Raw genomic sequence first — 21,268 nt, 5'->3', positions numbered from 1 at the left:
CACGGAGCCGCGCGGGTCGACGGGCGGCGAAGCGGCGGCCGCCCTCGGGTCCGCGGGCCGACCGGGCTGCGGCGCCGGGGCCCCGGGCTCCGGCGTCGCACCGCCCCAGGAGACCCGACGGTCCCGTTCGCCGCCGAAGCCGGTCTGCCGGGCGGTGTCCGCCTGCCAGACGGACGCGGCCTCCGGGCCGTCCGGCCCGGCCGGGCCGGAGGAGCCGGAAGGGCCGGAGGATGCCGGGGTCGCGTCGTCCTCTTCGTCGAAGAAGATCGGACCGGTCTCGTCCGCGGGGGTCACAGGAGCCGCGGGAGTCATGGGAGCCGACGGAGTCGCCGGTGCCGGTGCCGGGGCCTGGGCCTGGGCCTGAGGGCTCCCCGGGGAGCCCGGGGCGGCCTGCTGGGGCGCGGGGCGGCTCGTACCGGGGACCCAGGACGCACCGTTCCAGTACCGGACGTATCCGGGGATGGACGGGTCGGGGTAGTAGCCCTCGCGGGGGCTTTCGTCACCGGGTGCCGGAGTTGGCGCGCTCATCAGCGGGTCCCGTATCTCTTCGAGGCCTCAGGCCGTCCCCGCCGGGCGGGCGGACGGCCTCAATACAAGGGTCCACATCTATCAGACAGCCGCCCGCCCCCGGGCCGGTCCGCCTGTTTGGGACCACTTTCGAGATGACCCGAAGTTTTTTTGAGAAGTCGCGTAATAGGTGGCGGGGAGGGCGCTCTCTCCTTGTGCGGGACGGTCACGGGACCGGCCCACGAGCACCGGAAGGTCGTGCATTCTCATGATGAACATCGTGGAACGTGAGCTGGAGCTGAAGCTCGTCCTGTCCCCCGAGCGGTCCATCCCCGTACCCGCCCGGCTGACGTATCGCACCGACGACCCCTACGCCGTGCACATCGCCTTCCACATCGGCTCCGAGTCGCCCGTGCACTGGACGTTCGCCCGGGAGCTGCTGGTGGAGGGCGTGTTCCGGCCGTGCGGGCACGGGGACGTACGGATCTGGCCGACGAAGGTCGCGGGCCGCAGCGTGATCTGCGTGGCCCTGACCTCCCCCGACGGCAACGCCCTCCTCGAAGTGCCCTCGGCCGCCGTGGCCGCGTGGGTCGAGCGGACGCTGCGGGTGGTGCCGCCGGGCACCGAGAGCGACCGGCTCGGCATCGACGAGGCACTCGCGGAGCTGCTGGCCCCGCTGCCCGCCGACGACCTGTGGCTGGGCGACCCGTGGTCGGCGGACGAGACGCCGTCGCAGGACGGTGAGGCGTGAGGGCCCTGGTAAGGAGCGGGGGTCAGAAGAGCTTGCCGGGGTTGAGGAGGCCGAGCGGGTCGAAGGCGGCCTTGATGGAGCGCTGGAGCTCGATGCCGGTCTCCCCCAGTTCGCGGGCGAGCCACTCCTTCTTGAGGACACCGACGCCGTGTTCGCCGGTGATGGTTCCGCCGAGCTCCAGGCCGAGCGCCATGATCGCGTCGAAGGACTCCCTGGCCCGGCGGGACTCGTCGGGGTCGGCGTGGTCGAAGCAGACGACGGGGTGGGTGTTGCCGTCGCCCGCGTGGGCACAGACGCCGATGGTGAGGTCGTACTCCTCGGCGATGGCTGCCGTGCCCGCGAGCATCGCGCCGAGCTGCGAGCGCGGGACGCAGACGTCGTCGATCATCGTGGCGGACTTGACGGTCTCCAGCGCGGTGAGCGACATCCGGCGGGCCTGGAGGAGGAGTTCGGACTCGGCCGGATTGTCGGCCGGGACCACTTCGGTGGCCCCGGCGGCGGTGCACAGCTCCCCGACGGCGGCGAGGTCCGCCGACGGTTCGGGGGTGTCGAAGGCACAGAGCAGCAGGGCCTCGGTGGACTCGGGCAGGCCCATGGAGGCGAGCTGGTTGACGGCACGCACGGTTGTCCGGTCCATCAGTTCGAGGAGTGACGGGGTGTGACCGCGCTCCATGATCCGGCACACAGCGTCACAGGCAGTGGCCGCCGAGGGGAACTCGGCGGCGAGGACGAGCTGCCGCGGCGGCTGCGGTTTGAGCGCGAGGACGGCCTTGACGACGATCCCGAGACTGCCCTCGGAGCCGACGAAGAGCCGGGTGAGGTCGTAGCCGGCGACGCCCTTGGCGGTGCGGCGGCCGGTGGTCAGGAGCCGCCCGTCGGCGAGGACGGCCTCCAGGCCCAGGACGTATTCGGCGGTGACCCCGTACTTCACGCAGCACAGGCCGCCGGACGCGGTGCCGATGTTGCCGCCGATGGTGCATGTCTCCCAGCTGGAGGGGTCCGGCGGGTAGTACAGCCCGTGTTCGCCGACCGCGCGTGAGAGCACCGCGTTGATGACGCCCGGCTCGACGACGGCGATCCGGTCGACCGGGCTGATCTCCAGGATTCGGTCCATCTTGACCAGCGAGAGCACGATGCAGCCGTCCGAGGCGTTGGCCGCGCCGGACAGGCCGGTACGGGCGCCCTGCGGGACGACCGGGACGCGCAGCGCGGTCGCGGTGCGCATGACGTGCTGGACCTGCTCGACCGTGCGCGGGAGGACGACGACGGCCGGGGTGCCCGCCTCGCAGAAGCTCGCCATGTCGTTCGCGTAGGACGCGGTGACGTCCGGATCGGTGATCAGGGCCTCGGGAGGCAGTCCCGCGCGCAGCCGTTCGAGGAGATCGCTCATGATCCAAGCGTGTCACCCGGGGCCAATGGTGTGAACCCGTATGCGGCAGCGATCCCAAGGCGCGGTGTGCTCGTATGACTGACGCACAGTGATGGCCATGGATGTCATGCCCCAGCAGGATCCCGAGTCCCGCCGGCCGCCCGAGCCGTCCCCGCACGACCCCCACGTGATGCCCGCCGAAGGCGCCACCGCCGTACCGCAGCCTCCTCCCGGTCTGCGGACCACCCTGCGCCGGGCCGCGCTCGGGGCGGTCGCCGCGGGGGTGCTGCTGGCCGGGGCGCTGGTGGCGGTACCGGACGGGAAGGACGACGGCCCGAAGGAGCCGGGGCCGGTCGAGCGGGCCGAGGCGGCGGCCGCCGCGGGCTCCCCCGCCGCACTCTCGGACCTCACGGCGCTGATCGGGGACCGGCAGAAGTGGGTGGAGTCGCACCCCTCCGACGCCCCGTCCTGGGCGACGCTCGGCACGGCGTACGTGGAGTGGGCGCGGCGCTCGGCGGACCCGGCGTACTACGCCCGCGCCGAGCAGGCCCTGAAGCGGTCGCTGGAGGTCCGGCCGGGCGAGGACGGCAACGGGGAGGCGTGGGTGGGGCTCGCGGCGCTGGCCAACGCCCGGAACGACTTCCTCGCGGCGAAGCGGTGGGGCGAGACCGTGCGGAAGCAGCAGCCGAAGGCCTGGAGTGTGTACCCCGCCCTCATCGACGCGTACACCGGGCTCGGCGACCGCAAGGCGGCGACCGCGGCGACGGAGAAGTTCGGCGAGCTGCGCAAGGGCGTCCCGGCGCTGGCCCGCACCGCCGAGCTGTACCGGGGCCAGGGCTGGCGCGAGGACGCCCTGGCCACCGCCCGGGAGGCGGCGGACCGGGCGACCACGCCCGCCGAGAAGGCCGAGGCGCTGCACCGTCTTGGCGAGCTGGCCTGGGAACGGGGCGAGCCGGCGGAGGCGGTGGCCCAGTTCGACGCGGCGCTGAGCACGGAGGCCGGTCATCACGCGTCGTTGGCCGGGAAGGCCCGGGCCCTGGTGGCGCTGGACCGCACCGACGAGGCGCTGACCGCGTACCAGAGCGCGATCGAGAAGCTGCCGCGCCCGGAGTACGTCCTCGAACTGGGCGAGCTGTACGAGGCGCAGGGACTGGACGGGGATGCCCGCAGCCAGTACACGAAGCTGCGGGAGATGGTGGCCGCGGCGAAGAAGGCCGGGGTCGACGAGTCGCTGCTGCTGGCCCGGTTCGAGAGCGATCACGGCGACCCGGAGGCGGCGGTGGAGCTGCTGCGCGCCCAGTGGCGGGCGCAGCACCGCAGTGCGGCGGTGGCGGACGCGCTGGGCTGGGCGCTGCACCGGGCGGGCAGTTCGCAGGAGGGCCTGGAGTACGCGGCACAGGCCGTGGGCACGGGCGTGCGGAACGCCTCGTACGCGTACCACCTGGGCGTGATCCAGCGGGAGCTGGGGGACTACGGTCCGGCCCGCCGCCATCTTGAGGAGGCCCTGCGCACCAACCCGGCGTTCTCGCCGCTGGCCGCGCCGCTGGCGAAGCAGGCCCTGGAGACGCTCGGCGACCCGCCGGCGGGCGGCCCCGGCGTCATGTGGGCGCCCCCGCAGCCGCCCGCCCCCGAGCCGAAGCCGGAGCGGGAGACGAAGCCGGAGCCGAAGACGGAGACGGAGAAGACCGAGGCCCCGGCTCCGGCTCCCTCGAAGTCCCCGGACCCGGCCCCCTCCCCGTCGGCTTCGGCATCCGCTTCGGCATCCGTTTCGGAGAGTCCGTGAGGCGGACGGCGCAACGGTGAACGCCGCCGCGGTCCGGGGTACTGCCCCGGGCCGCGGCGGCGTTCTGCACCGGCAGCGCGATCAGAGGTTGCCGCGCTTGGCCTGCTCGCGCTCGATGGCCTCGAACAGGGCCTTGAAGTTGCCCTTGCCGAAGCCCATGGAACCGTGGCGCTCGATCATCTCGAAGAAGACGGTCGGGCGGTCCTGGACCGGCTTGGTGAAGATCTGGAGCAGGTAGCCGTCCTCGTCGCGGTCGACGAGGATCTTCAGCTCGCGCAGGGTCTCCACGGGCACCCGGGTCTCGCCCGCCCACTCGCCGAGCGTGTCGTAGTAGGAGTCGGGGACGTCCAGGAACCGGACGCCCGCGGCCCGCATGGTGCGCACCGTCGAGACGATGTCGTTGGTGGCGAGCGCCAGGTGCTGGACGCCGGGGCCGCCGTAGAACTCCAGGTACTCGTCGATCTGCGACTTCTTCTTCGCGATCGCCGGTTCGTTGATCGGGAACTTCACCTTCTTGGTGCCGTCGGCCACGACCTTGGACATCAGGGCCGAGTACTCGGTCGCGATGTCGTCGCCCACGAACTCCTTCATGTTCGTGAAGCCCATGACCTCGTTGTAGAAGGCGCACCACTCGTTCATCTTGCCGAGCTCGACGTTGCCGACGCAGTGGTCGATGGCCTGGAAGGTGCGCTTTGCGGGCGGCTCGACCATCGGGTCGGCGGCGACGTAGCCGGGGAGGTAGGGGCCGTCGTAGCCGGAGCGCTCCACCAGGGTGTGGCGGGTCTCGCCGTACGTGGCGATGGCGGCGAGGACGACGGTGCCGTTCTCGTCCTTGACCTCGTGCGGCTCGGTGATGCCCCGGGCGCCGTGCTCGACGGCGTACGCGTAGGCCGCGCGGGCGTCCGGGACCTCGATCGCGAGGTCGATGACCCCGTCGCCGTGCGCGGCGACGTGGTCGGCGAGGAACGTGCCCCACTCGGTGGAGGCCTTGATCACCGAGGTGAACACGAAGCGGGCGGCGCCGTTGGTCAGGACGTAACTCGCGGTCTCGCGGCTGCCGTTCTCCGGTCCGGAGTAGGCGACCAGTTTCATGCCGAAGGCGGTCGAGTAGTAGTGCGCGGCCTGCTTGGCGTTGCCCACGGCGAAGACGACCGCGTCCATTCCCTTGACCGGGAAGGGGTCGGCCTGCCGGGCGGTTTCGGGGCTGGTGTGCAGAGTCTCAGTCATGTTCGAAGGCTCTCCCCACATCGCAAGGTGCGCAATAGTTCGCGTATTCACTGGTCAATCTGCCCGGTCCATCGCCATGATGGCCGGGCTATCTGTACAGGCTGACCATCGAAGGCGGGATCATGGCGATCGATCATCTGGACGGGCGGCTCATCGTGCTCCTGGCACGCGAACCGCGGATCGGTGTCCTCGAAGCCTCCCGGCGGCTCGGGGTGGCGCGCGGGACCGTGCAGGCGCGGCTGGACCGCCTTCAGTCGAATGGCGTCATCCGGGGTTTTGGCCCGGACGTCGATCCGGCGGCACTCGGCTATCCGGTCACCGCGTTCGCCACGCTGGAGATCAAGCAGGGCCAAGGGGCCGACGTACGGGCCCATTTGGGCGGGGTGCCGGAGGTGCTGGAGCTGCACACCACCACCGGCCACGGAGACATGCTGTGCCGGCTCGTCGCCCGCTCCAACGCCGATCTTCAGCGGGTGATCGACCGGGTTGTCGGATTTGATGGCATTGTCCGGGCCTCCACGGCCATCGTCATGGAGAACCCGGTTCCGCTGCGGATCATCCCGCTGGTGGAACAGGCGGCCGAGGACACCGACTGAGCCGAGGGAGTGCCGTGTGAGTTTCTGGGAGTATCTGAACACCCGCCACCAGCAGCTCCTGACGGACGCGTTCCAGCACGTCAGCGCGGTCTTCCAGTGCATGGTCATCGCCACCGTGCTGGGCGTGCTCATCGGGGTGGTGAGCTACCGCAGCGGCTGGGGCGGCTCGCTCGCCATCACCTCCACGGCGACGGTCCTCACCATCCCCTCCCTCGCCGCGATCGGTCTGCTGATCCCGCTGGTGGGTCTCGGCGTCGCGCCGACCGTGATCACCCTGACCCTGTACGGGCTGCTGCCGATCGTCCGCAACTCCGTCGTCGGGCTGCGGGGCGTCGACCCCTCGCTGGTCGACGCGGCGACGGGCATCGGGATGTCCCGGCTGGCCCGGCTCTGCCGGGTGGAGCTGCCGCTCGCCTGGCCTCCGATCCTGACCGGCATCCGGGTCTCCACCCAGATGCTGATGGGCATCGCCGCCATCGCCGCGTACGCCTCCGGGCCCGGCCTCGGCAACGAGATCTTCCGGGGCATCGCCTCGCTGGGCAGCGCCAACGCGATCAACCAGGTCCTCGCGGGCACGCTGGGCATCGTCGTGCTCGCCCTGCTCTTCGACGCCGCGTACGTCCTGCTGGGGCGGCTGACCATCCCGAGGGGAATCCGTGCCTGAGACCGAGACCGATCCCGCTGTCACGACCGCGGACGGGGCCGCCGCCACATCCGGGGCCACCATCCATCTGGAGAACCTGACCAAGAGGTACCCGGGCAACCCGAATCCGGCCGTCGACAACGTCTCCATGGACATCAGGGCGGGCGAGACCGTGGTCTTCGTCGGCCCGTCCGGCTGCGGGAAGTCCACAACGCTGAAGATGATCAACCGGCTGATCGAGCCGTCCTCGGGCCGGATCAGGATCGGCGACGAGGACGTCACCGACATCGACCCGGTGAAGCTGCGCCGCAAGATCGGGTACGCCATCCAGTCCTCGGGCCTCTTCCCGCACATGACGGTCGCGGACAACATCGCCCTGGTCCCGAAGATGGTCGGCTGGTCGAAGTCCCGGGTGAAGAGCCGGGTGGAGGAGATGCTCGACCTGGTGGGCCTGGACCCGCGCGAGTACCACGGCCGCTATCCGCGCCAGCTCTCCGGCGGGCAGCAGCAGCGCGTGGGCGTGGCGCGGGCGCTGGCCGCCGATCCGCCGGTGCTGCTGATGGACGAGCCGTTCGGGGCGGTCGACCCGATCACCCGCGACCACCTCCAGGACGAGCTGATCCGGCTCCAGCACGAGTTGCACAAGACGATCGTGTTCGTCACCCACGACTTCGACGAGGCGATCAAGCTCGGTGACCGGATCGCGGTGCTGCGGGAGCGGTCGCACATCGCGCAGTTCGACACCCCCGAGGCGATCCTGACGAACCCGACGGACGACTTCGTCTCCGGCTTCGTCGGCGCGGGCGCGGCTCTCAAGCGCCTCAACCTCACCCGCGTACGGGACGTGGGCATCGCGGACTTCCCGACGGTGACGGTCGAGGACCCGCTCCAGACGATCTTCAACAAGCTGCGCAACGGCCCGCACAACGAGCTGCTGATGCTGGACCGCAGGAACCGCCCGTACAAGTGGCTGCGGCGGGGCGATCTGATGCGGGCGCGCGGTTCGCTGGCGCGGGCCGGGCAGCTGGTGCACGACACGGTGACCCGGGACGCCACGCTGCACGACGCACTTGAGGCGGTGCTGACCGACAGCGGGGGGCGGGTCGCGGTGACCGGGCGGCGCGGCGAGTTCATCGGGGTCGTCGACATGAAGACGCTGATGGACAACGTGCAGGAGCTGCTGGAGGCCGACCGGCTGACCGCCATGGAGCACCAGCACGAGCTGGAGGAGCTGCGCGTCCACCAGACGGAGCAGGAGCTGGAGGGGGGTGGCGGCGGAGTATGAGCCCCAGTCAGCCCTCCGGCTCCGGCAAGGTCCCGGCCGCCTCCACCCGGCCGCCGGGCGAGCACGACGTCAAGGGCCATGCGTTCCACGACGAGGAGAGCGACCCCTCCCCCGCCCCGGCCGCGCCCGCGCGCCGGATCACCTGGCGGAAACTGGCGATGATGCCGGTGGTGCTGGCGGTCATCCTGGTCGTCACCTACGTATGGATCACCAACATCCACCTGGACTCGATCGCGGAGAACTCGCTCTCCGGCGGCAATGTGCAGCTGCGCTGGTGGCAGCACGTACGGCTGACGGCGATCTCCACGTTCTGGGTGCTGATCATCGCGATCCCGCTGGGCATCGCGCTGACCCGGCGGAGGCTGCGGAAGGCCGCCCCGGCGTTCACGGCGCTGGCCAACATCGGGCAGGCGACCCCGGCGATCGGTCTGCTGGCGCTGCTGGTGATCTGGCTGGGCATCGGCCCGCGCACCGCGATCATCGGCATCGTGATCTACGCGGTGCTGCCGGTGCTCTCCAACACGGTGGCCGGCCTGCGGGCGATCGAGCCGAACATGATCGAGGCGGCGCGCGGGATGGGGATGTCCGGCCGGGGTGTCCTGATGAAGGTGGAACTTCCGCTCGCGGTGCCGCTGATCCTGGCGGGAGTACGTACGGCCCTGGTCCTGAACGTGGGCACGGCGACGCTGGCGACGTTCGGCGGGGGCGGCGGGCTGGGTGATCTGATCACCTCGGGCATCCAGACGCAGCGGATGCCGGTGCTGATCATCGGCTCGGTGCTGACCGTGGTGCTGGCGCTCCTGGTGGACTGGCTGGCCTCGCTGGCCGAACTGGCGCTGACGCCGCGCGGGCTGGAGGAGCGGTGACGAGTACGCGCAGGAGGTCGTTCAGGAGGTCTTCCCGGGTACGGGGGATCGCGGCGCTGTCCCTGACGCTGGCCCTGTTCCTGAACGGCTGCGGGCTCAAGAGCGGTTCACCGATGGTGGACGACGTGTCGCCCGGGTCGGTCGGCCGGGGCGAGCCGCTCAAGGGCGCGACGCTGACGGTGACCTCGAAGAACTTCAGCGAGAACATCATCCTCGGCCAGATGACCGGCCTGGTGTTCAAGGCGGCCGGGGCGGAGGTCCTGGACCGGACGAACCTGCCGGGCTCGATCAGCGCCCGCGAGGCCATCATCAACGGCGACGCCGACGCGCAGTGGGACTACACCGGCACCGGCTGGATCACGTTCCTGGGCCACGCGGACCCCATCGACGACCCGCAGGAGCAGTACGAGGCGGTACGGGACGAGGACCGGGGCAACGGGGTCGTGTGGCTGCCGCCCGCCCCGCTGGACAACACGTACGCGCTGGCCATCAGCAAGGAGAACAACGCCCGGTACCGGCTGAGGACCCTCTCGGACGTGGCCGAGCTGGCGAAGAAGGACCCGGGCGCGGTGACGATCTGCGTGGAGAACGAGTTCGCCTCACGCGACGACGGGCTGCCCGGCATGGAGAAGGCGTACGGGATGAGGATCCCGGCGGCCAACATCCAGAAGATGGACGCCGGGATCATCTACACCCAGGTCTCCGAGTCCGACTCCTGCCTGCTGGGCGAGGTGTTCACCACCGACGGCCGGATCAAGGCGATGGACCTGGACGTCCTGGAGGACGACCGGCACTTCTTCCCCAACTACAACGCTTCCCCGGTCATCCACGAGGCCACCTTCGAGAAGTACCCGGTGATCGCGGAGCTGCTGGACCCGCTGGCCCGGAAGCTGACGACCGAGGTCGCGCAGACGCTGAACGCGAAGGTGGACGTGGACGGGGAGGACCCGCACGAGGTCGCGAAGGAGTGGCTGGTGGAGGAGGGGTTCATCGAGGAGGGGTGAGCCGCATGGCGTGAGTTGCCTGAGGCGCCTCGCCCGAGGCGCGTTACAAAGACTTCGTTGCAAAGATCTGTTGCAAAAAACCCTTGCAAAGCCAACTTTGCAACTCTACAGTCGCGGCATGGCAGAGAACGAGAACGGCGTCACCCACAAGCTCCACACCGTCGACGCCCGCACCCTGCGCGCGATCGCGCACCCGCTGCGGATCCGCCTGCTCAACGCGCTGCGCGAGTTCGGCCCGGCGACCGCCTCCAAGCTGGGCGAGCGACTGGGCGAGTCGAGCGGCGCGACCAGCTACCACCTGCGTCAGCTGGCGGAGAGCGGCCTGGTCGAGGACGCTCCGGAGCTCGGCAAGGGCCGCGAGCGCTGGTGGCGGGCGGTCCACGACGGCTCGACCTTCGACAGCACGGACTTCCGGACGCACGCCGACCCGGAGGTGCGCGGAGCCATCGACGTCGTACTGCACGAGACGGCCACCACCCACGCCCAGGAGCTCAACACCTGGCTGGGCACGATGAGCGACTGGCCGCAGGAGTGGCAGCGCAGCTGGGACATGAGCGACTTCAAGGTCCGCCTCACCCCGGAACTGGCAAGGGAGATGGCCGAGAAGATGCACGAGCTCGTGCAGAGCTACCGGAACCGCGTCCCGGAGGGCACCGAGGGATCGGCTGTCGTCCGCACCCACCTGCACGCCTTCCCGCGCCCCTCCGAATGAGCACCCCACCCCAACACCCGATGGACCGAAGGGAATTACTCATGCACGCCGACATCCACCACGTCCTGCACGCCACCCGGGCGGCCGAACTCCACACAGAGGCAGCGAAGTTCGCCTCCGGGGCGGCGGAGTTCCAGATCCCCCGCATGGGCCTCCGCAGCCGGATCGGCTGGACCCTGGTCGAGGTGGGCTTGCGGCTGACGACCCGGAGCACCCCTTCGGCCGCCGCATTCCGCACGGCGTAACACCGGACTCGGGGGAGGTACGACCATGGGGCACCGCGCCCCGCTCGCCGCCACGCTCGCGGCCAACTCCATTTCCACCGCCGGGACTTCGCTCACCCTGATCGGGGTGCCGTGGTTCGTCCTGGAGACCACCGGCAGTGCGGGCCGGGCGGGTGTCGTCGCCTTCTGCGCGACCCTGCCGATCGTCCTCGCCGCGCTCATCGGCGGACCGGTCATCGACCGGATCGGCCGCCGCCGGACCGCCATCGCCTCCGACGTCGTCTGCGCGTCGGCCATCGCGGCGATCCCGCTGCTGCACTTCGCCGACGCCCTCGACTTCTGGCTGCTGTGCGCGCTGATGGCACTCAACGGGTTCGCCCACACCCCGGGCAACACCGCGCGCTACGTCATGATCCCCGACCTCGCCGAGCACGCGGGAACCACGCTCCCCCGGGCCGCCAGCCTCTTCGACGCGGTGTCGCGCGGGGCGCGGATGGTCGGCGCGGCCCTGGCGGGCGTCCTCATCGCCTTCGTCGGCGCGGAGACGGTCCTGCTGCTGGACGCGGCGACGTTCGCCCTGTCCGCCCTGCTGATCTCCGTCGGCGTACGGGGTGTCCGCGCGGCCGAACCGCGCACGGTGGAGGGCGCGGGCGCGACGGGGGCGCTGCTGGCGATGGGCGGGGTGTACCTGCTGGCCACGCTGAGCCCGCTGGTGTTCCCGTCCTGGCGGACGCTGGACGACCCGCCGCTGGTGAAGGCCGGAGGGGCCAACGAGGTCAGAGGCGCGGCCGACGGGGTCGGCAGCGGGATCGGCGGGGTCAGCAGCTCGGAACCTTCCCGCCCTTCTCCAGCGCCTTGAGCGAGTCCACCGCGCCGCCCAGCGTCGTGACGGGGATCAGCCGCAGCCCCTCGGGCCGCTCCGCCTCCGCCTCCCGGCACTCGGCCTTCGGCACGAGAAAGACGGTCGCCCCGTCGCGGTGGGCGCCCTGCGTCTTCATGGACACCCCGCCGACCGCGCCGACCTTGCCGTCCGCGCTGATCGTCCCCGTACCGGCGATGGTCCGGCCGCCGGTCAGATCGCCGCCGGAGCCGTCACCGACGAGCTTGTCGATGATGCCGAGGGAGAGCAAGAGACCGGCGCTCGGACCACCGATGTCACCGAGGTCGACGTCGACCCGCATCGCCCCGGGCTCGCGGTCCAGGTAGTTCAGGGCGGCGTCGACGGCGACGTTCTGCGACTCCTTCATGTCGTTCAGATTGTGCTGCTCGATCTCCTTCTCGGAGCCGCCGGTGGGGTAGACGGAGTCCCGGGGCATGACCGCCCGGTCCGTACGGAACCAGCCATCGATCACCGAGCCGATACGGACGTCCGCCTTCGGCCCGGTGGCGAGGATCGTGGTCATCCGCAGCTGCCCCTCGGTGGCCCGGGTCTCCGCGCCGGTGATGGTGATCACCGGTCGGCCGTCGTCCTTGCCGAGCACGTCCGCGGTCACGCCGGCCCGCGCCAGGGTGAACGGGAGCGGCGCGAGGGCCGCCGTACCGAACAGGGCGAGGACGGGCAGCGCGCAGAGGGCGAGCGCGCGGAGGCGCGAGAGACGAGTGAGCACGCACCCAATCTAACCGGCGCGCCCCGGCGGAAACGCGCCAGGCGTACGTCTCCCCGTCGGCCCGGCCCTAGCGCAGCGCGTCGGCCACTTCCCGGGCGGCGTCGAGCACGCGGGGTCCGACACGTTCCGGTACGGCGTCGGCGAGCATGACCACGCCGACGCTGCCCTCCACGCCCGAGACCCCGATCAGGGGCGCGGCGGCCCCGCTGGCGCCGGCTTCGAGTTCGCCGTGGGTGAGGGTGTAGCCGGGGTGGCCGGAATCCGTCGTCTGCCGGGCGGACAGGATGGCCCGGCCCGCCGCGCCCCGGTCCAGCGGGTGACGGAATCCGGCCCGGTAGGCCACGTGGTAGTCGGTCCAGGTGGGCTCGACGACGGCGACCGCGAGGGCGTCGCTGCCGTCGACGAGGGTGAGGTGGGCGGTGGCCCCTATGTCCTCGGCCAGGGAGCGCAGCGCGGGGAGCGCGGCCTCCCGGACGAGCGGGTGCACCTGTCTGCCGAGACGCAGCACGCCGAGGCCGACCCGGGCGCGGCCGCCCAGGTCGCGGCGTACCAGGGCGTGCTGCTCCAGGGTGGCGAGCAGACGGTAGACGACGGTCCGGTTGACACCGAGTTTGTTGGACAACTCGGTGACGGTCAGTCCGTGATCGGTGTCGGCGAGCAGTTTGAGGACGCGCAGTCCTCGGTCGAGCGTCTGGGAAGTCTCCGCTGTCACGACGCCCTCTCCTCTTCGGGGTGAGCGACGACGGCCGGCTCCGGGGGTTGCGACGCCGGTCCCAGCGGCAACGCACGGAGAGGCCGCCGGTCTGGCAAGGCACCGGCTGCGCTCCGCGGCGGCGTTGCCACGGGGCGTTCATATGGCGGGGACAGTAGCGAGCCGGTCCGCTCAGCGGAAGTCCTCGTCCAGAATCCGGTCTCCGGATACGGGGCCCCGGTACCGCCCGCGCATAAGCGCCGGTCAGCGGGACGGCGTCCGGAAAGCGAACATCTACGCGCGTTAACGTGTCACGACACCGATGCGACACGGCCACCCACGCAGGTGAACCGGCGTTAACAGCACGTCAACGGCCACGGCGGAAATTTCCCGCGAACGCACTCGGCCCGTACGGAGAGTGCGTCTCCGTACGGGCCGAGGCGGCGCCGGCCGGGGGCCCGTCACGTCATCCGGGTCGCCCACTCCTGGACCTTGGCGATGCGCTGCTGGATCTGGCCCGCGGTCGCCTCGGCGCTCGGCGGGCCGCCGCACACGCGGCGCAGCTCGGTGTGGATGACGCCGTGGGGCTTGCCGCTCTGGTGGGTGTAGGCGGAGACCATCGTATTGAGCTGCTTGCGCAGGCTCAGAAGCTGCTTGTGGGTGACGACGGGCCGCGCCTCGGCGGGCTTCTCCAGGAGGTCGGCCTCCTGGGCCGGCTTCTGGCGGCTGTGCGCGATCTGCCGGCTCTGCCTCTTCTGGAGGAGAAGCTGCACCTGGTCCGGTTCGAGAAGCCCGGGGATGCCCAGGTAGTCCTGCTCCTCCTCGCTGCCGGGGTGGGCCTGCATGCCGAACTCGGCGCCGTCGTACAGCACCCGGTCGAAGACCGCGTCGGACTCCAGGGCCTCGAAGGGCAGCTGGTCCTCGGTCTCCTCGTCCTCCAGCTTCTCGGCGTCGGCGAGGAGCTGGTCCTCCTCCGCGAAGGGGTTCTCCTCGTCGCTGCCCTTCTTCGGCTTGTCGAGGACGTGGTCGCGCTCGACCTCCATCTCGTTGGCGAAGTCGAGGAGCATCGGGATGGTCGGCAGGAAGACGGAGGCGGTCTCGCCGCGGCGGCGGGAGCGCACGAAGCGCCCGACGGCCTGGGCGAAGAAGAGGGGGGTCGAGATCGTGGTCGCGTAGACGCCGACGGCCAGGCGCGGCACGTCGACGCCCTCGGACACCATGCGGACGGCGACCATCCAGCGCGACTCGTCGGCGCTGAACCGGTCGATCTTCTTCGAGGCGGCCTTCTCGTCGGACAGGACGACGGTCGCGGACTCCCCGGTGACCTTCTTGAGGATCTTGGCGTACGCGCGCGCCGACTCCTGGTCCGTCGCGATGACGAGCCCGCCCGCGTCGGGGATGCCCTTGCGGACCTCGGTGAGCCGCTTGTCGGCGGCGGCGAGCACGTTGGGAATCCACTCCCCGGTCGGCGCGAGCGCGGTGCGCCAGGCCTGCCCGATGGCGTCCTTGGTCATCGGCTCACCGAGCCGGGCGGCGATCTCGTCCCCGGCCTTGGTGCGCCAGCGCATGTTGCCGCTGTAGCTGAGGAAGATCACGGGGCGGACGACGCCGTCGGCCAGGGCGTTCCCGTACCCGTAGGTGTAGTCGGCCGAGGACCGGCGGATGCCGTCGTTGCCCTCCTCGTACGCGACGAAGGGGATCGGGTTGGTGTCCGAGCGGAACGGCGTGCCGGTCAGCGCGAGCCGCCGGGTCGCCGGGTCGAACGCCTCCTGGCAGGCCTCGCCCCAGGACTTCGAGTCACCGGCGTGGTGGATCTCGTCGAGGATCACGAGCGTCTTGCGCTGCTCGCAGCGGTTGCGGTGCAGCATCGGCCGGACGCCGACACCGGCGTACGTCACGGCGACGCCGTGGTACTCCTTGCTGAGCGGACCGGCGCTGTAGTCCGGGTCGAGCTTGATCCCTATCCGGGCGGCCGCCTCCGCCCACTGCTTCTTGAGGTGCTCGGTCGGGGCCACCACGGTGACCTGCTGGACGACATGGTGGTGCAGCAGCCATGAGGCGAGGGTCAGCGCGAACGTGGTCTTGCCGGCGCCGGGCGTCGCGACGGCGAGGAAGTCGCGCGGCTGCTCCTGGACGTACCTCTCCATGGCGCCCTGCTGCCAGGCTCGCAGCTTGCCCGCCGTGCCCCAGGGGGCGCGGCCGGGAAAGGCGGGTGAGAGGTGGTGGGAGGCGGTGGTAGTAGTCACGGTCTCCGGTTCGGGGCTCTCGGGTACGTGGGGCGCTGCCGGCCCGGGAGCGGTCCCGATGGACCTCGCCCGCGATACGACAACCGGGCCACCTTACCGGGGGCCCGGTTGCGAACCGTCCCGAACACCGCGACCACGTCGCCGATTGGGACGGTCCTCACACCTCGTGGACGACCAAGTCCCGCAACCCTTGGGAGATCGCCTTGATCTCGCCCGTCTCCCCCGTGGCGACATCGATGACGAGTCGTTCCGCCGCGTCGATGTCCGGGCGCAGGTCGACGCCGTTCATGGCCAGGAACGTGACGCAGGAGAGCCAGGCCGTCCTTCTGTTGCCGTCGAACAGGGGATGGTTGACAGCCAGAGACTGAAGGAGTGCCGCCGCCTTGTCGATCAGGTCGGGATAGGCCTCCTCGCCGAACATGGCGGCCGGGGGCCGGTGGGCCGCCGACCCCAGGAGGCCGGCATCGCGGACGACGATCTGCATGTCGTCGCAGGCATGCCCGGCGATCACGAGAATGTCCTCGGAGCTCAGATAGACACAGCTCACTTCAGCCGCTCCATCAGCTCGCTCCACTTGGCCGCCTGCTCCTTGGCCGTCTTGCGGACGATGGCCTGCTGCGCCGTTCGGGCGAGGTAGTCGTCCACGGCCTGCAGCAGTATGGCGTGCATGCTGGTGCCCTCCTGCTCGGCACGCTGCTTGAGGGCTTCGGTCTGGTCGTCACGGAGACGCAGGTTCATGGCCATACCAGAACGGCACCACCCGTGGGGCCAAAGCAGTACCACTACCTCTCCCGCACCCGGGTCGCCACCCAGGCCCCCGCCACCGCCACCCCCGCCATCGGCAGGAACACGGCGGCGAACGCCGCCGGGTGCGAGCCCGAGGCCCCCGCCCCCACCGCGGCCCCGTGCGCGGCCGCCCCCACCGCCCCGCCGCCGAGCGCGGCGAAAGCGGCGCCACCGGTCGCCAGGAGCAGCACGTTGGAGAGCCCGTCGGAGATCTGGAGGGCGGCGGAGTTGGAGCCCGCGTCCTCGGGGGCCGACAGCTTCAGCAGGAGCACGCTGGTGGAGGCGATGACCATGCCCATCCCGAAGCAGCCGAAGGCCCAGGCGACGGCGACGATCCAGACGGGGACGGCGTCGATCAGTACGGAGGGCGCCGCCGCGATCGAGGCGGCGACCAGCACCATGCCACCGACCATCAGCCGCTCCCGGTGCGGCTCCATGCGCGGCCGGGACTGCACGTACGAACCGAGCGCCCAGGTCGCCCCGCCCACGGCCAGCGAGAGCCCGGCCAGCGTCGGGGACAGCCCCCGCTGGGTGACCAGCATCAGCGGTACGAAGGACTCGGCGGCGATGAACGACCCGGCGGCGACCCCGCGCAGCAGCACCACCGAGGGCAGCCCGCGCCCGGCCCGTACGGTGCCGGTGGGCAGCAGCCCCCGTACGGCGGGCACCAGCAGGGCGACGCCGAGCGCGGCGGGCAGCAGGGCGAGCCAGTTCAGCTCCTGCCCGGCGTACTGGAGCAGCCCCGCCCCCGCCGAGATCCCGAGCGCGAGCCGGATGCGGCGGCGGTCGTACGGTGCGGCCGCGGCGGCCGGGTCCGCGGGCCCGGAGGCCATCCGCCGGATCGCCGGGAGCGCCAGGGCCAGCGGGATCACCACGAGCACGGGGATACCGACGAAGACCCAGCGCCAGCCGAGGTGCTCGGTCACCGTTCCGGAGGCGAGCGGCCCGACGACGGAGGGGATCACCCAGCTCGCGGCGAAGGCGGCGAGGATGGCGGGCCGGATGCGCTCGGGGTAGGCCCGCCCGATGACCACGTACAGCGCGACGATCACCAGCCCGCCGCCGAGCCCCTGGACCGCCCGCCCCGCGATGAAGACCCACATGCTGCCCGCCGCCCCGGAGAGCAGCAGCCCGGCGCCGAACGCGGTGATCCCGGTGGCCAGCGGCTGGAGCGGCCCGCGCCGGTCGGCCCACTGCCCGGAGAGGACCATGGCGAAGAGGCTGGTGGTGAAGTACGCGGAGAAGGCGAACGCGTAGAGCGGGATGCCGTTCAGCTCCCGCGCGGCGACCGGCATGGCCGTACCGACCGCCGTCGCCTCGAACGCGATGAGGAACACCACGGAGACGATGCCGATGCTGAGCGCCCGGTAGGTGCGCCCCAGAACCCCTTCGCCGTCCGCGCCGACGGGGAGGCGGGTCGGCGGTCCGGAGGGCAGGTCATCGCTGGGCGCGGGACGTGCGGCGTCGGTGCCGTCATGCGGTTCGAGGGCGGTCATCGCCCCAGAGTAAGGGGCATAACTCGGTTTGAACCCTGTCGATATATGGTCCGGCCCTCGGCCCTTGGTCGTAGGTCCCGGGCCGGACACGAACGGCGTGGGGCAGTCGCATCGCGTCCCGGCAGGATTCCCCGAGCGGCCGGAAGTGGTCGCCCCTCGCGCGGGCGCGGCCACCTCCGCGTACGCACACGCGTTGGGCGCCGCTCACGCCTTGAGCGCGTCGATCACCTCGCGCACGTCGCTGATCAGCGCGCCTTGGTACGGAGACAGCTCGGGAAGGACGGGCCCGCTGTCCGGGCCGTCGTCATCCTCACCGTCGTACAACGTCGAGACGGATATGCCCAGCGTGATGACAGCGCCGCCGTCCAGCACGGACACCTGCGAGGAATCGTCGTCCATCGTCACCAGATAGGCGCTGTCCCCGAGATCGGGAATCCTCTCCGCCTTGACGACCTCGGTCCCGAAAGGGTCCCTCTCCTTGATCAGCGCCTCGAATTCGGGCCCCGGATCGGTCTCCTTGTGCAGCTCGATCCTCATCGGCACATAGAGCTGGACGGACCACCCGGCCGCCGCGTCCTCCTCGGGGGCCTCGAAGGGTGTGAGCGAGACCGCGCAGTCGACGCGGTCGACGGCAGGATGCTCGATCCGCCCCGGCTGCTCGGACGGGCCGTCTTCCGCCTTTCCGGCGGCGCCGGAGAGCGCAGTGAGCTTCATCGCGGCACAGGGCTCCTCCCCCAGCCGGTACCCCCGCAGATCCGGCTTCCCGTCACCGAACCCGTACGTGAACACCGCCGCCGCCCACACCGCGGAGGCGACGACCGCTCCGCCCAGCCCCCACAGCAGCCCCGCCCCGCGCCGCCGCCCGGATGCGGGCTTGCGGTCGAACCCGCTCACCGCCTCCGCGGGCGCACCCGGTTCGAACTCCCCCACCAGCTCCGGCTCGGAAATCACGCCTGGCCACTCCCCCTGGATCAACGACGGTCGGAAAGCACGCCTGGTCGCTCCCCTCGATCAACGACGGCACGAGCCTTCGGAGGGGCTCAGGACGTCACGCGCATCGTACTGAGCCGGTGGTCGGCGGCCTGCCCTCAGCCCTTCGGCGTCGCCACCGCCGCCTGAGGCCTGATGGGGAGTCGGTTCACCGGGCGGCCCGTCGCGGAGCGGACCGCTGAGGCCACGGCCGCCGGGGTGGTGACGACCGGGACGGCGGAGGCGGGCTTGGCGCCGAAGGGGGCTACCACGTCGCGTTCCTCGACCAGCTTGACGATGCGGATGTCGGGGGCGTCCAGGGAGGTCGGGAGCGCGTAGCCGGTCAGGTCGGGGTGGCGGACGATGCCTCGGGCGGTGCGGAGGTTCTCGGTGAGGGCCGCGCCGATGCCCTGGGTGATGCCCGCCTCGATGCGGATCGCCAGCTGGGCCGGGTTCAGGACGCGGCCGACGTCCTGGGCGACCGCCACCTCGACCACGCGGACGGAGCCGAGCTCGATGTCGACGTCGACCACCGCCCGTACCGCGCAGAACGCGAGGCCAACGAACGCGTCGCCCTGGCCGGACTCGTCGAGGGGTTCCGTGGGGTGGGGGCGGCACTGGGCGGTGGCCCAGAGTTCCTTGCCGTCCATCGCCTCCATGACGGTGGTGGACAGGACCCCGTCGTAGGAAGTGATCTTGCCGTCGGCGATCTGGAGCAGCTCCGTGGACATGCCGAACTTGTGGGCCAGCGGCTGGAGGAGCTGGGTGCGGACCATCTTCGCCGCCCGTTCCACCGCCCCGCCCGACACCCAGGTGTGGCGGCCGTGCGTCGCCGGGCCCGCGGGCGGTTGGTCGGTGTCCACCGCCGCCACGTGGACCTCTTCGACGCCCAGGGTCTCCTGGACGATCTGGCGGGCGAGGGTGGTGAAGCCCTGGCCCGTCTCGACCGCCGCGCAGATCACCGTGGCCACGCCGTCGTGCACCCGGACCGTGGCCGTCGAGACCTCGTCCGTGCCCTCGGCGCCGAGCATGTGGACCATGCCCACGCCGTAGCCCACGCCCCGGCGCACCGCCCCGGGCTCCCCCGCGCCCTCGGGTCCGCCCGGCAGCAGCCAGTCCTCCTCCGGGGTGTCCTTCGGGAGGGACGGAAGGGGGTGGTCGCGGACCGCCCGGAGCAGTTCGGCCACCGGGGCCGGGCAGGTCACCGTCTGGCCCGTGGGCAGGATGTCACCCGTCGACAAGGCGTTGCGCAGGCGGAGTTCGGCCGGGTCGATGCCCAGCTTCGCGGCCAGCTTGTCCATCTGGCCCTCGTACGCCGCGCAGACCTGCATCGCGCCCTCACCGCGTACGTGACCGGAGGGCGGGTTGTTCGTGCGGACCGCCCAGCCCTCGATGAAGGCGTGCGGGACCACGTACGGGCCGCAGGCGAAGGCCACCGCGGCGGCGAGCGATTCGGAGGAGGAGTCGGCGTACGCGCCCGCGTCCAGCAGGATCTGGGCCTCCACCTTGACCAGCCGGCCTTCCGCGTCCGCGTGGTGGCGGTAGCGCAGGAGGGTCGGGTGGCGGTGGGTGTGGCCGAGGAATGACTCCTCACGGGTGGCGGCCAGCTTCACCGGGCAGCCGGTGCGCAGGGCGAGCAGGCCCAGCGGGATCTGGAAGCCGGGGTCCTCCCGGTCACCGGTGGCGCCCGGCACTCCGGTGACGACGACCTTCACCCGGTCCGGCTCCAGGCCGAAGCAGGCGGCGGCCAGGTCGCGGTCGGTGTGCGGGTCGGTGGAGGCCGTGTAGATCTCGACGCCCCCGTCCGGGCGGGGCACGGCGAGCCCGGCCTCCGCCCCGATCGGGGCCGGGTCCTGGCGGCCGATGCGGTAGAGGCCCTCGACGATGACCTCGCCGGTCGCCTCCGCGTCGCCGTAGCGCAGGGGGATGTGCCGGATCAGGTTGCCGTCGGGGTGCAGGGGCTCCGCCGCGAACGCCTTCTCCGGGTCCGTGACCGGCTCCAGCACCTCGTACTCGACCGCGATGGCGGCGGCCGCCAGGCGCGCGGTGTCCGGGTGGTCGGCGGCTACGGCGGCGATCGGTTCGCCGTGGTGGCGGACCAGCTCGGAGGCGAACACCGGGCGGTCCACGACATGGCGGCCGTAGCTGCTGTCCCCCGGCACGTCCTCGTGCGTGACGACCGCGCGCACCCCGGGCATCGCGACGGCGGCGGAGGTGTCGATGGACAGGATCCGCGCGTGCGGGTGCGGGGAGCGCAGCACGGAGGCCCACAGCAGGCCCTCGGCCCAGAGGTCCGCGGCGTACGGGAAGGTGCCCTCGGTCTTCGCCCGGGTGTCGGCGGCGGGCAGCGAGGCCCCCAGGCCGAGCTGGGGCTGCTCCTGGTCCTGGTCCGGGCCGCCGCCGCTCATCGCGTCGATCCTGGGCAGGCTGGTGCTGGTCGCGTTGGCCGCGGTGGCCGCGTCGCCGCTCACGCCGCCTCCTTGTCGTTCGCCCCACCGGTGCGGCG

The 21,268-nt window shown here is 71.5% G+C and carries 21 protein-coding genes; 10 read left to right on the top strand and 11 right to left on the bottom strand.

Annotated elements, in window-relative coordinates:
• Positions 1–528, bottom strand: a 528-nt coding sequence (locus CIB93_RS28675; protein ID WP_143660100.1) for a DUF2510 domain-containing protein, incomplete at its 3' end; no start/stop codon positions are given.
• Positions 529–775: 247 nt separating this feature from the next.
• Here CIB93_RS28675 and CIB93_RS28670 point away from each other — a divergent pair.
• Positions 776–1,258 (top strand): SsgA family sporulation/cell division regulator, encoded by a 483-nt coding sequence (locus CIB93_RS28670; protein WP_096631047.1) that lies wholly within the window; start codon positions 776–778, stop codon positions 1,256–1,258.
• Positions 1,259–1,280: 22 nt separating this feature from the next.
• Here CIB93_RS28670 and CIB93_RS28665 read toward each other — a convergent pair whose 3' ends face one another.
• Positions 1,281–2,648 carry an FAD-binding oxidoreductase gene (locus CIB93_RS28665; protein ID WP_096631045.1) on the bottom strand — a complete coding sequence of 456 codons (1,368 nt, stop codon included), beginning with the start codon at positions 2,646–2,648 and terminating at the stop codon, positions 1,281–1,283.
• A 97-nt stretch (positions 2,649–2,745) separates the two neighbouring features.
• Here CIB93_RS28665 and CIB93_RS28660 point away from each other — a divergent pair, with 97 nt between their 5' ends.
• The gene (locus CIB93_RS28660) at positions 2,746–4,410 is read left to right on the top strand and encodes a tetratricopeptide repeat protein (RefSeq protein ID WP_096631055.1); all 1,665 of its coding nucleotides are present in this window, start codon (positions 2,746–2,748) and stop codon (positions 4,408–4,410) included.
• An 81-nt stretch (positions 4,411–4,491) separates the two neighbouring features.
• On the opposite strand, the gene hppD is transcribed toward CIB93_RS28660, so the two are convergent.
• Entirely contained in the window at positions 4,492–5,637 is a 1,146-nt protein-coding gene (gene hppD / locus CIB93_RS28655) for a 4-hydroxyphenylpyruvate dioxygenase (RefSeq protein WP_096631043.1), read from the bottom strand.
• A 122-nt stretch (positions 5,638–5,759) separates the two neighbouring features.
• Between hppD and CIB93_RS28650 the strand changes: the two genes are divergently transcribed.
• From CIB93_RS28650 to CIB93_RS28615, 8 genes are all read left to right on the top strand, one after another.
• Positions 5,760–6,233 (top strand): Lrp/AsnC family transcriptional regulator, encoded by a 474-nt coding sequence (locus CIB93_RS28650; RefSeq protein ID WP_096631041.1) that lies wholly within the window; start codon positions 5,760–5,762, stop codon positions 6,231–6,233.
• A gap of 16 nt (positions 6,234–6,249) precedes the next feature.
• Positions 6,250–6,897: an ABC transporter permease gene (locus CIB93_RS28645; RefSeq protein WP_096631040.1), complete on the top strand. Its 648-nt coding sequence runs from the start codon at positions 6,250–6,252 to the stop codon at positions 6,895–6,897.
• Entirely contained in the window at positions 6,890–8,161 is a 1,272-nt protein-coding gene (locus CIB93_RS28640) for a betaine/proline/choline family ABC transporter ATP-binding protein (protein WP_096631038.1), read from the top strand. The genes CIB93_RS28645 and CIB93_RS28640 overlap by 8 nt, the downstream gene beginning before the upstream one ends.
• A complete protein-coding gene (locus CIB93_RS28635; RefSeq protein ID WP_096631036.1) occupies positions 8,158–9,027 on the top strand; it encodes an ABC transporter permease in 870 nt (289 codons plus the stop codon). Before CIB93_RS28640 ends, CIB93_RS28635 begins: the two co-directional genes overlap by 4 nt.
• A 113-nt stretch (positions 9,028–9,140) precedes the next feature.
• Entirely contained in the window at positions 9,141–10,031 is an 891-nt protein-coding gene (locus CIB93_RS28630; RefSeq protein WP_257002417.1) for a glycine betaine ABC transporter substrate-binding protein, read from the top strand.
• 118 nt (positions 10,032–10,149) lie between these two features.
• A complete protein-coding gene (locus tag CIB93_RS28625; protein ID WP_096631034.1) occupies positions 10,150–10,743 on the top strand; it encodes a transcriptional regulator in 594 nt (197 codons plus the stop codon).
• Positions 10,744–10,784: 41 nt separating this feature from the next.
• Positions 10,785–10,988 (top strand): hypothetical protein, encoded by a 204-nt coding sequence (locus CIB93_RS28620; protein ID WP_096631033.1) that lies wholly within the window; start codon positions 10,785–10,787, stop codon positions 10,986–10,988.
• 25 nt (positions 10,989–11,013) lie between these two features.
• Positions 11,014–11,826, top strand: a complete 813-nt coding sequence (locus tag CIB93_RS28615; RefSeq protein WP_257002414.1) for an MFS transporter — start codon at positions 11,014–11,016, stop codon at positions 11,824–11,826.
• Here CIB93_RS28615 and CIB93_RS28610 read toward each other — a convergent pair.
• From CIB93_RS28610 to CIB93_RS28575, 8 genes are all read right to left on the bottom strand, one after another.
• On the bottom strand, positions 11,786–12,574 hold the full coding sequence (locus CIB93_RS28610; protein WP_096631031.1) for a S16 family serine protease: 789 nt from the start codon (positions 12,572–12,574) through the stop codon (positions 11,786–11,788). The two genes, CIB93_RS28615 and CIB93_RS28610, sit on opposite strands and share 41 nt — an antisense overlap.
• A 67-nt stretch (positions 12,575–12,641) precedes the next feature.
• On the bottom strand, positions 12,642–13,286 hold the full coding sequence (locus CIB93_RS28605; protein WP_096631029.1) for an IclR family transcriptional regulator: 645 nt from the start codon (positions 13,284–13,286) through the stop codon (positions 12,642–12,644).
• A gap of 440 nt (positions 13,287–13,726) precedes the next feature.
• The gene (locus tag CIB93_RS28600) at positions 13,727–15,511 is read right to left on the bottom strand and encodes a DEAD/DEAH box helicase (protein WP_096631028.1); all 1,785 of its coding nucleotides are present in this window, start codon (positions 15,509–15,511) and stop codon (positions 13,727–13,729) included.
• Between the two features lie 157 nt (positions 15,512–15,668).
• On the bottom strand, positions 15,669–16,058 hold the full coding sequence (locus CIB93_RS28595; protein WP_096631026.1) for a type II toxin-antitoxin system death-on-curing family toxin: 390 nt from the start codon (positions 16,056–16,058) through the stop codon (positions 15,669–15,671).
• Positions 16,055–16,255, bottom strand: a complete 201-nt coding sequence (locus CIB93_RS28590; RefSeq protein ID WP_026290595.1) for a ribbon-helix-helix protein, CopG family — start codon at positions 16,253–16,255, stop codon at positions 16,055–16,057. Before CIB93_RS28590 ends, CIB93_RS28595 begins: the two co-directional genes overlap by 4 nt.
• A 38-nt stretch (positions 16,256–16,293) precedes the next feature.
• The gene (locus CIB93_RS28585) at positions 16,294–17,793 is read right to left on the bottom strand and encodes an MFS transporter (RefSeq protein WP_096631024.1); all 1,500 of its coding nucleotides are present in this window, start codon (positions 17,791–17,793) and stop codon (positions 16,294–16,296) included.
• A 204-nt stretch (positions 17,794–17,997) separates the two neighbouring features.
• Complete coding sequence (locus CIB93_RS28580; protein WP_096631023.1) at positions 17,998–18,744, bottom strand: hypothetical protein; 747 nt, start codon at positions 18,742–18,744, stop codon at positions 17,998–18,000.
• A gap of 137 nt (positions 18,745–18,881) precedes the next feature.
• The gene (locus CIB93_RS28575) at positions 18,882–21,233 is read right to left on the bottom strand and encodes a xanthine dehydrogenase family protein molybdopterin-binding subunit (protein ID WP_096631021.1); all 2,352 of its coding nucleotides are present in this window, start codon (positions 21,231–21,233) and stop codon (positions 18,882–18,884) included.
• Positions 21,234–21,268 lie beyond the last annotated feature (35 nt).

The sequence above is a fragment of the Streptomyces sp. WZ.A104 genome (genome assembly GCF_002382885.1).
GTDB lineage: Bacteria > Actinomycetota > Actinomycetes > Streptomycetales > Streptomycetaceae > Streptomyces.
This window is presented reverse-complemented; position numbering and strand designations above follow the sequence as displayed.

Excerpts from the sequence above, each read along its gene's own strand:
- CIB93_RS28670 (WP_096631047.1), top strand. The coding sequence starts at position 776 with ATGATGAACATCGTGGAACGTGAGCTGGAGCTGAAGCTCGTCCTGTCC.
- CIB93_RS28665 (WP_096631045.1), bottom strand. The coding sequence starts at position 2,648 with ATGAGCGATCTCCTCGAACGGCTGCGCGCGGGACTGCCTCCCGAGGCC.
- CIB93_RS28660 (WP_096631055.1), top strand. The coding sequence starts at position 2,746 with ATGGATGTCATGCCCCAGCAGGATCCCGAGTCCCGCCGGCCGCCCGAG.
- hppD (WP_096631043.1), bottom strand. The coding sequence starts at position 5,637 with ATGACTGAGACTCTGCACACCAGCCCCGAAACCGCCCGGCAGGCCGAC.
- CIB93_RS28650 (WP_096631041.1), top strand. The coding sequence starts at position 5,760 with ATGGCGATCGATCATCTGGACGGGCGGCTCATCGTGCTCCTGGCACGC.
- CIB93_RS28635 (WP_096631036.1), top strand. The coding sequence starts at position 8,158 with ATGAGCCCCAGTCAGCCCTCCGGCTCCGGCAAGGTCCCGGCCGCCTCC.
- CIB93_RS28630 (WP_257002417.1), top strand. The coding sequence starts at position 9,141 with ATGGTGGACGACGTGTCGCCCGGGTCGGTCGGCCGGGGCGAGCCGCTC.
- CIB93_RS28625 (WP_096631034.1), top strand. The coding sequence starts at position 10,150 with ATGGCAGAGAACGAGAACGGCGTCACCCACAAGCTCCACACCGTCGAC.
- CIB93_RS28620 (WP_096631033.1), top strand. The coding sequence starts at position 10,785 with ATGCACGCCGACATCCACCACGTCCTGCACGCCACCCGGGCGGCCGAA.
- CIB93_RS28615 (WP_257002414.1), top strand. The coding sequence starts at position 11,014 with ATGGGGCACCGCGCCCCGCTCGCCGCCACGCTCGCGGCCAACTCCATT.
- CIB93_RS28590 (WP_026290595.1), bottom strand. The coding sequence starts at position 16,255 with ATGGCCATGAACCTGCGTCTCCGTGACGACCAGACCGAAGCCCTCAAG.
- CIB93_RS28585 (WP_096631024.1), bottom strand. The coding sequence starts at position 17,793 with ATGACCGCCCTCGAACCGCATGACGGCACCGACGCCGCACGTCCCGCG.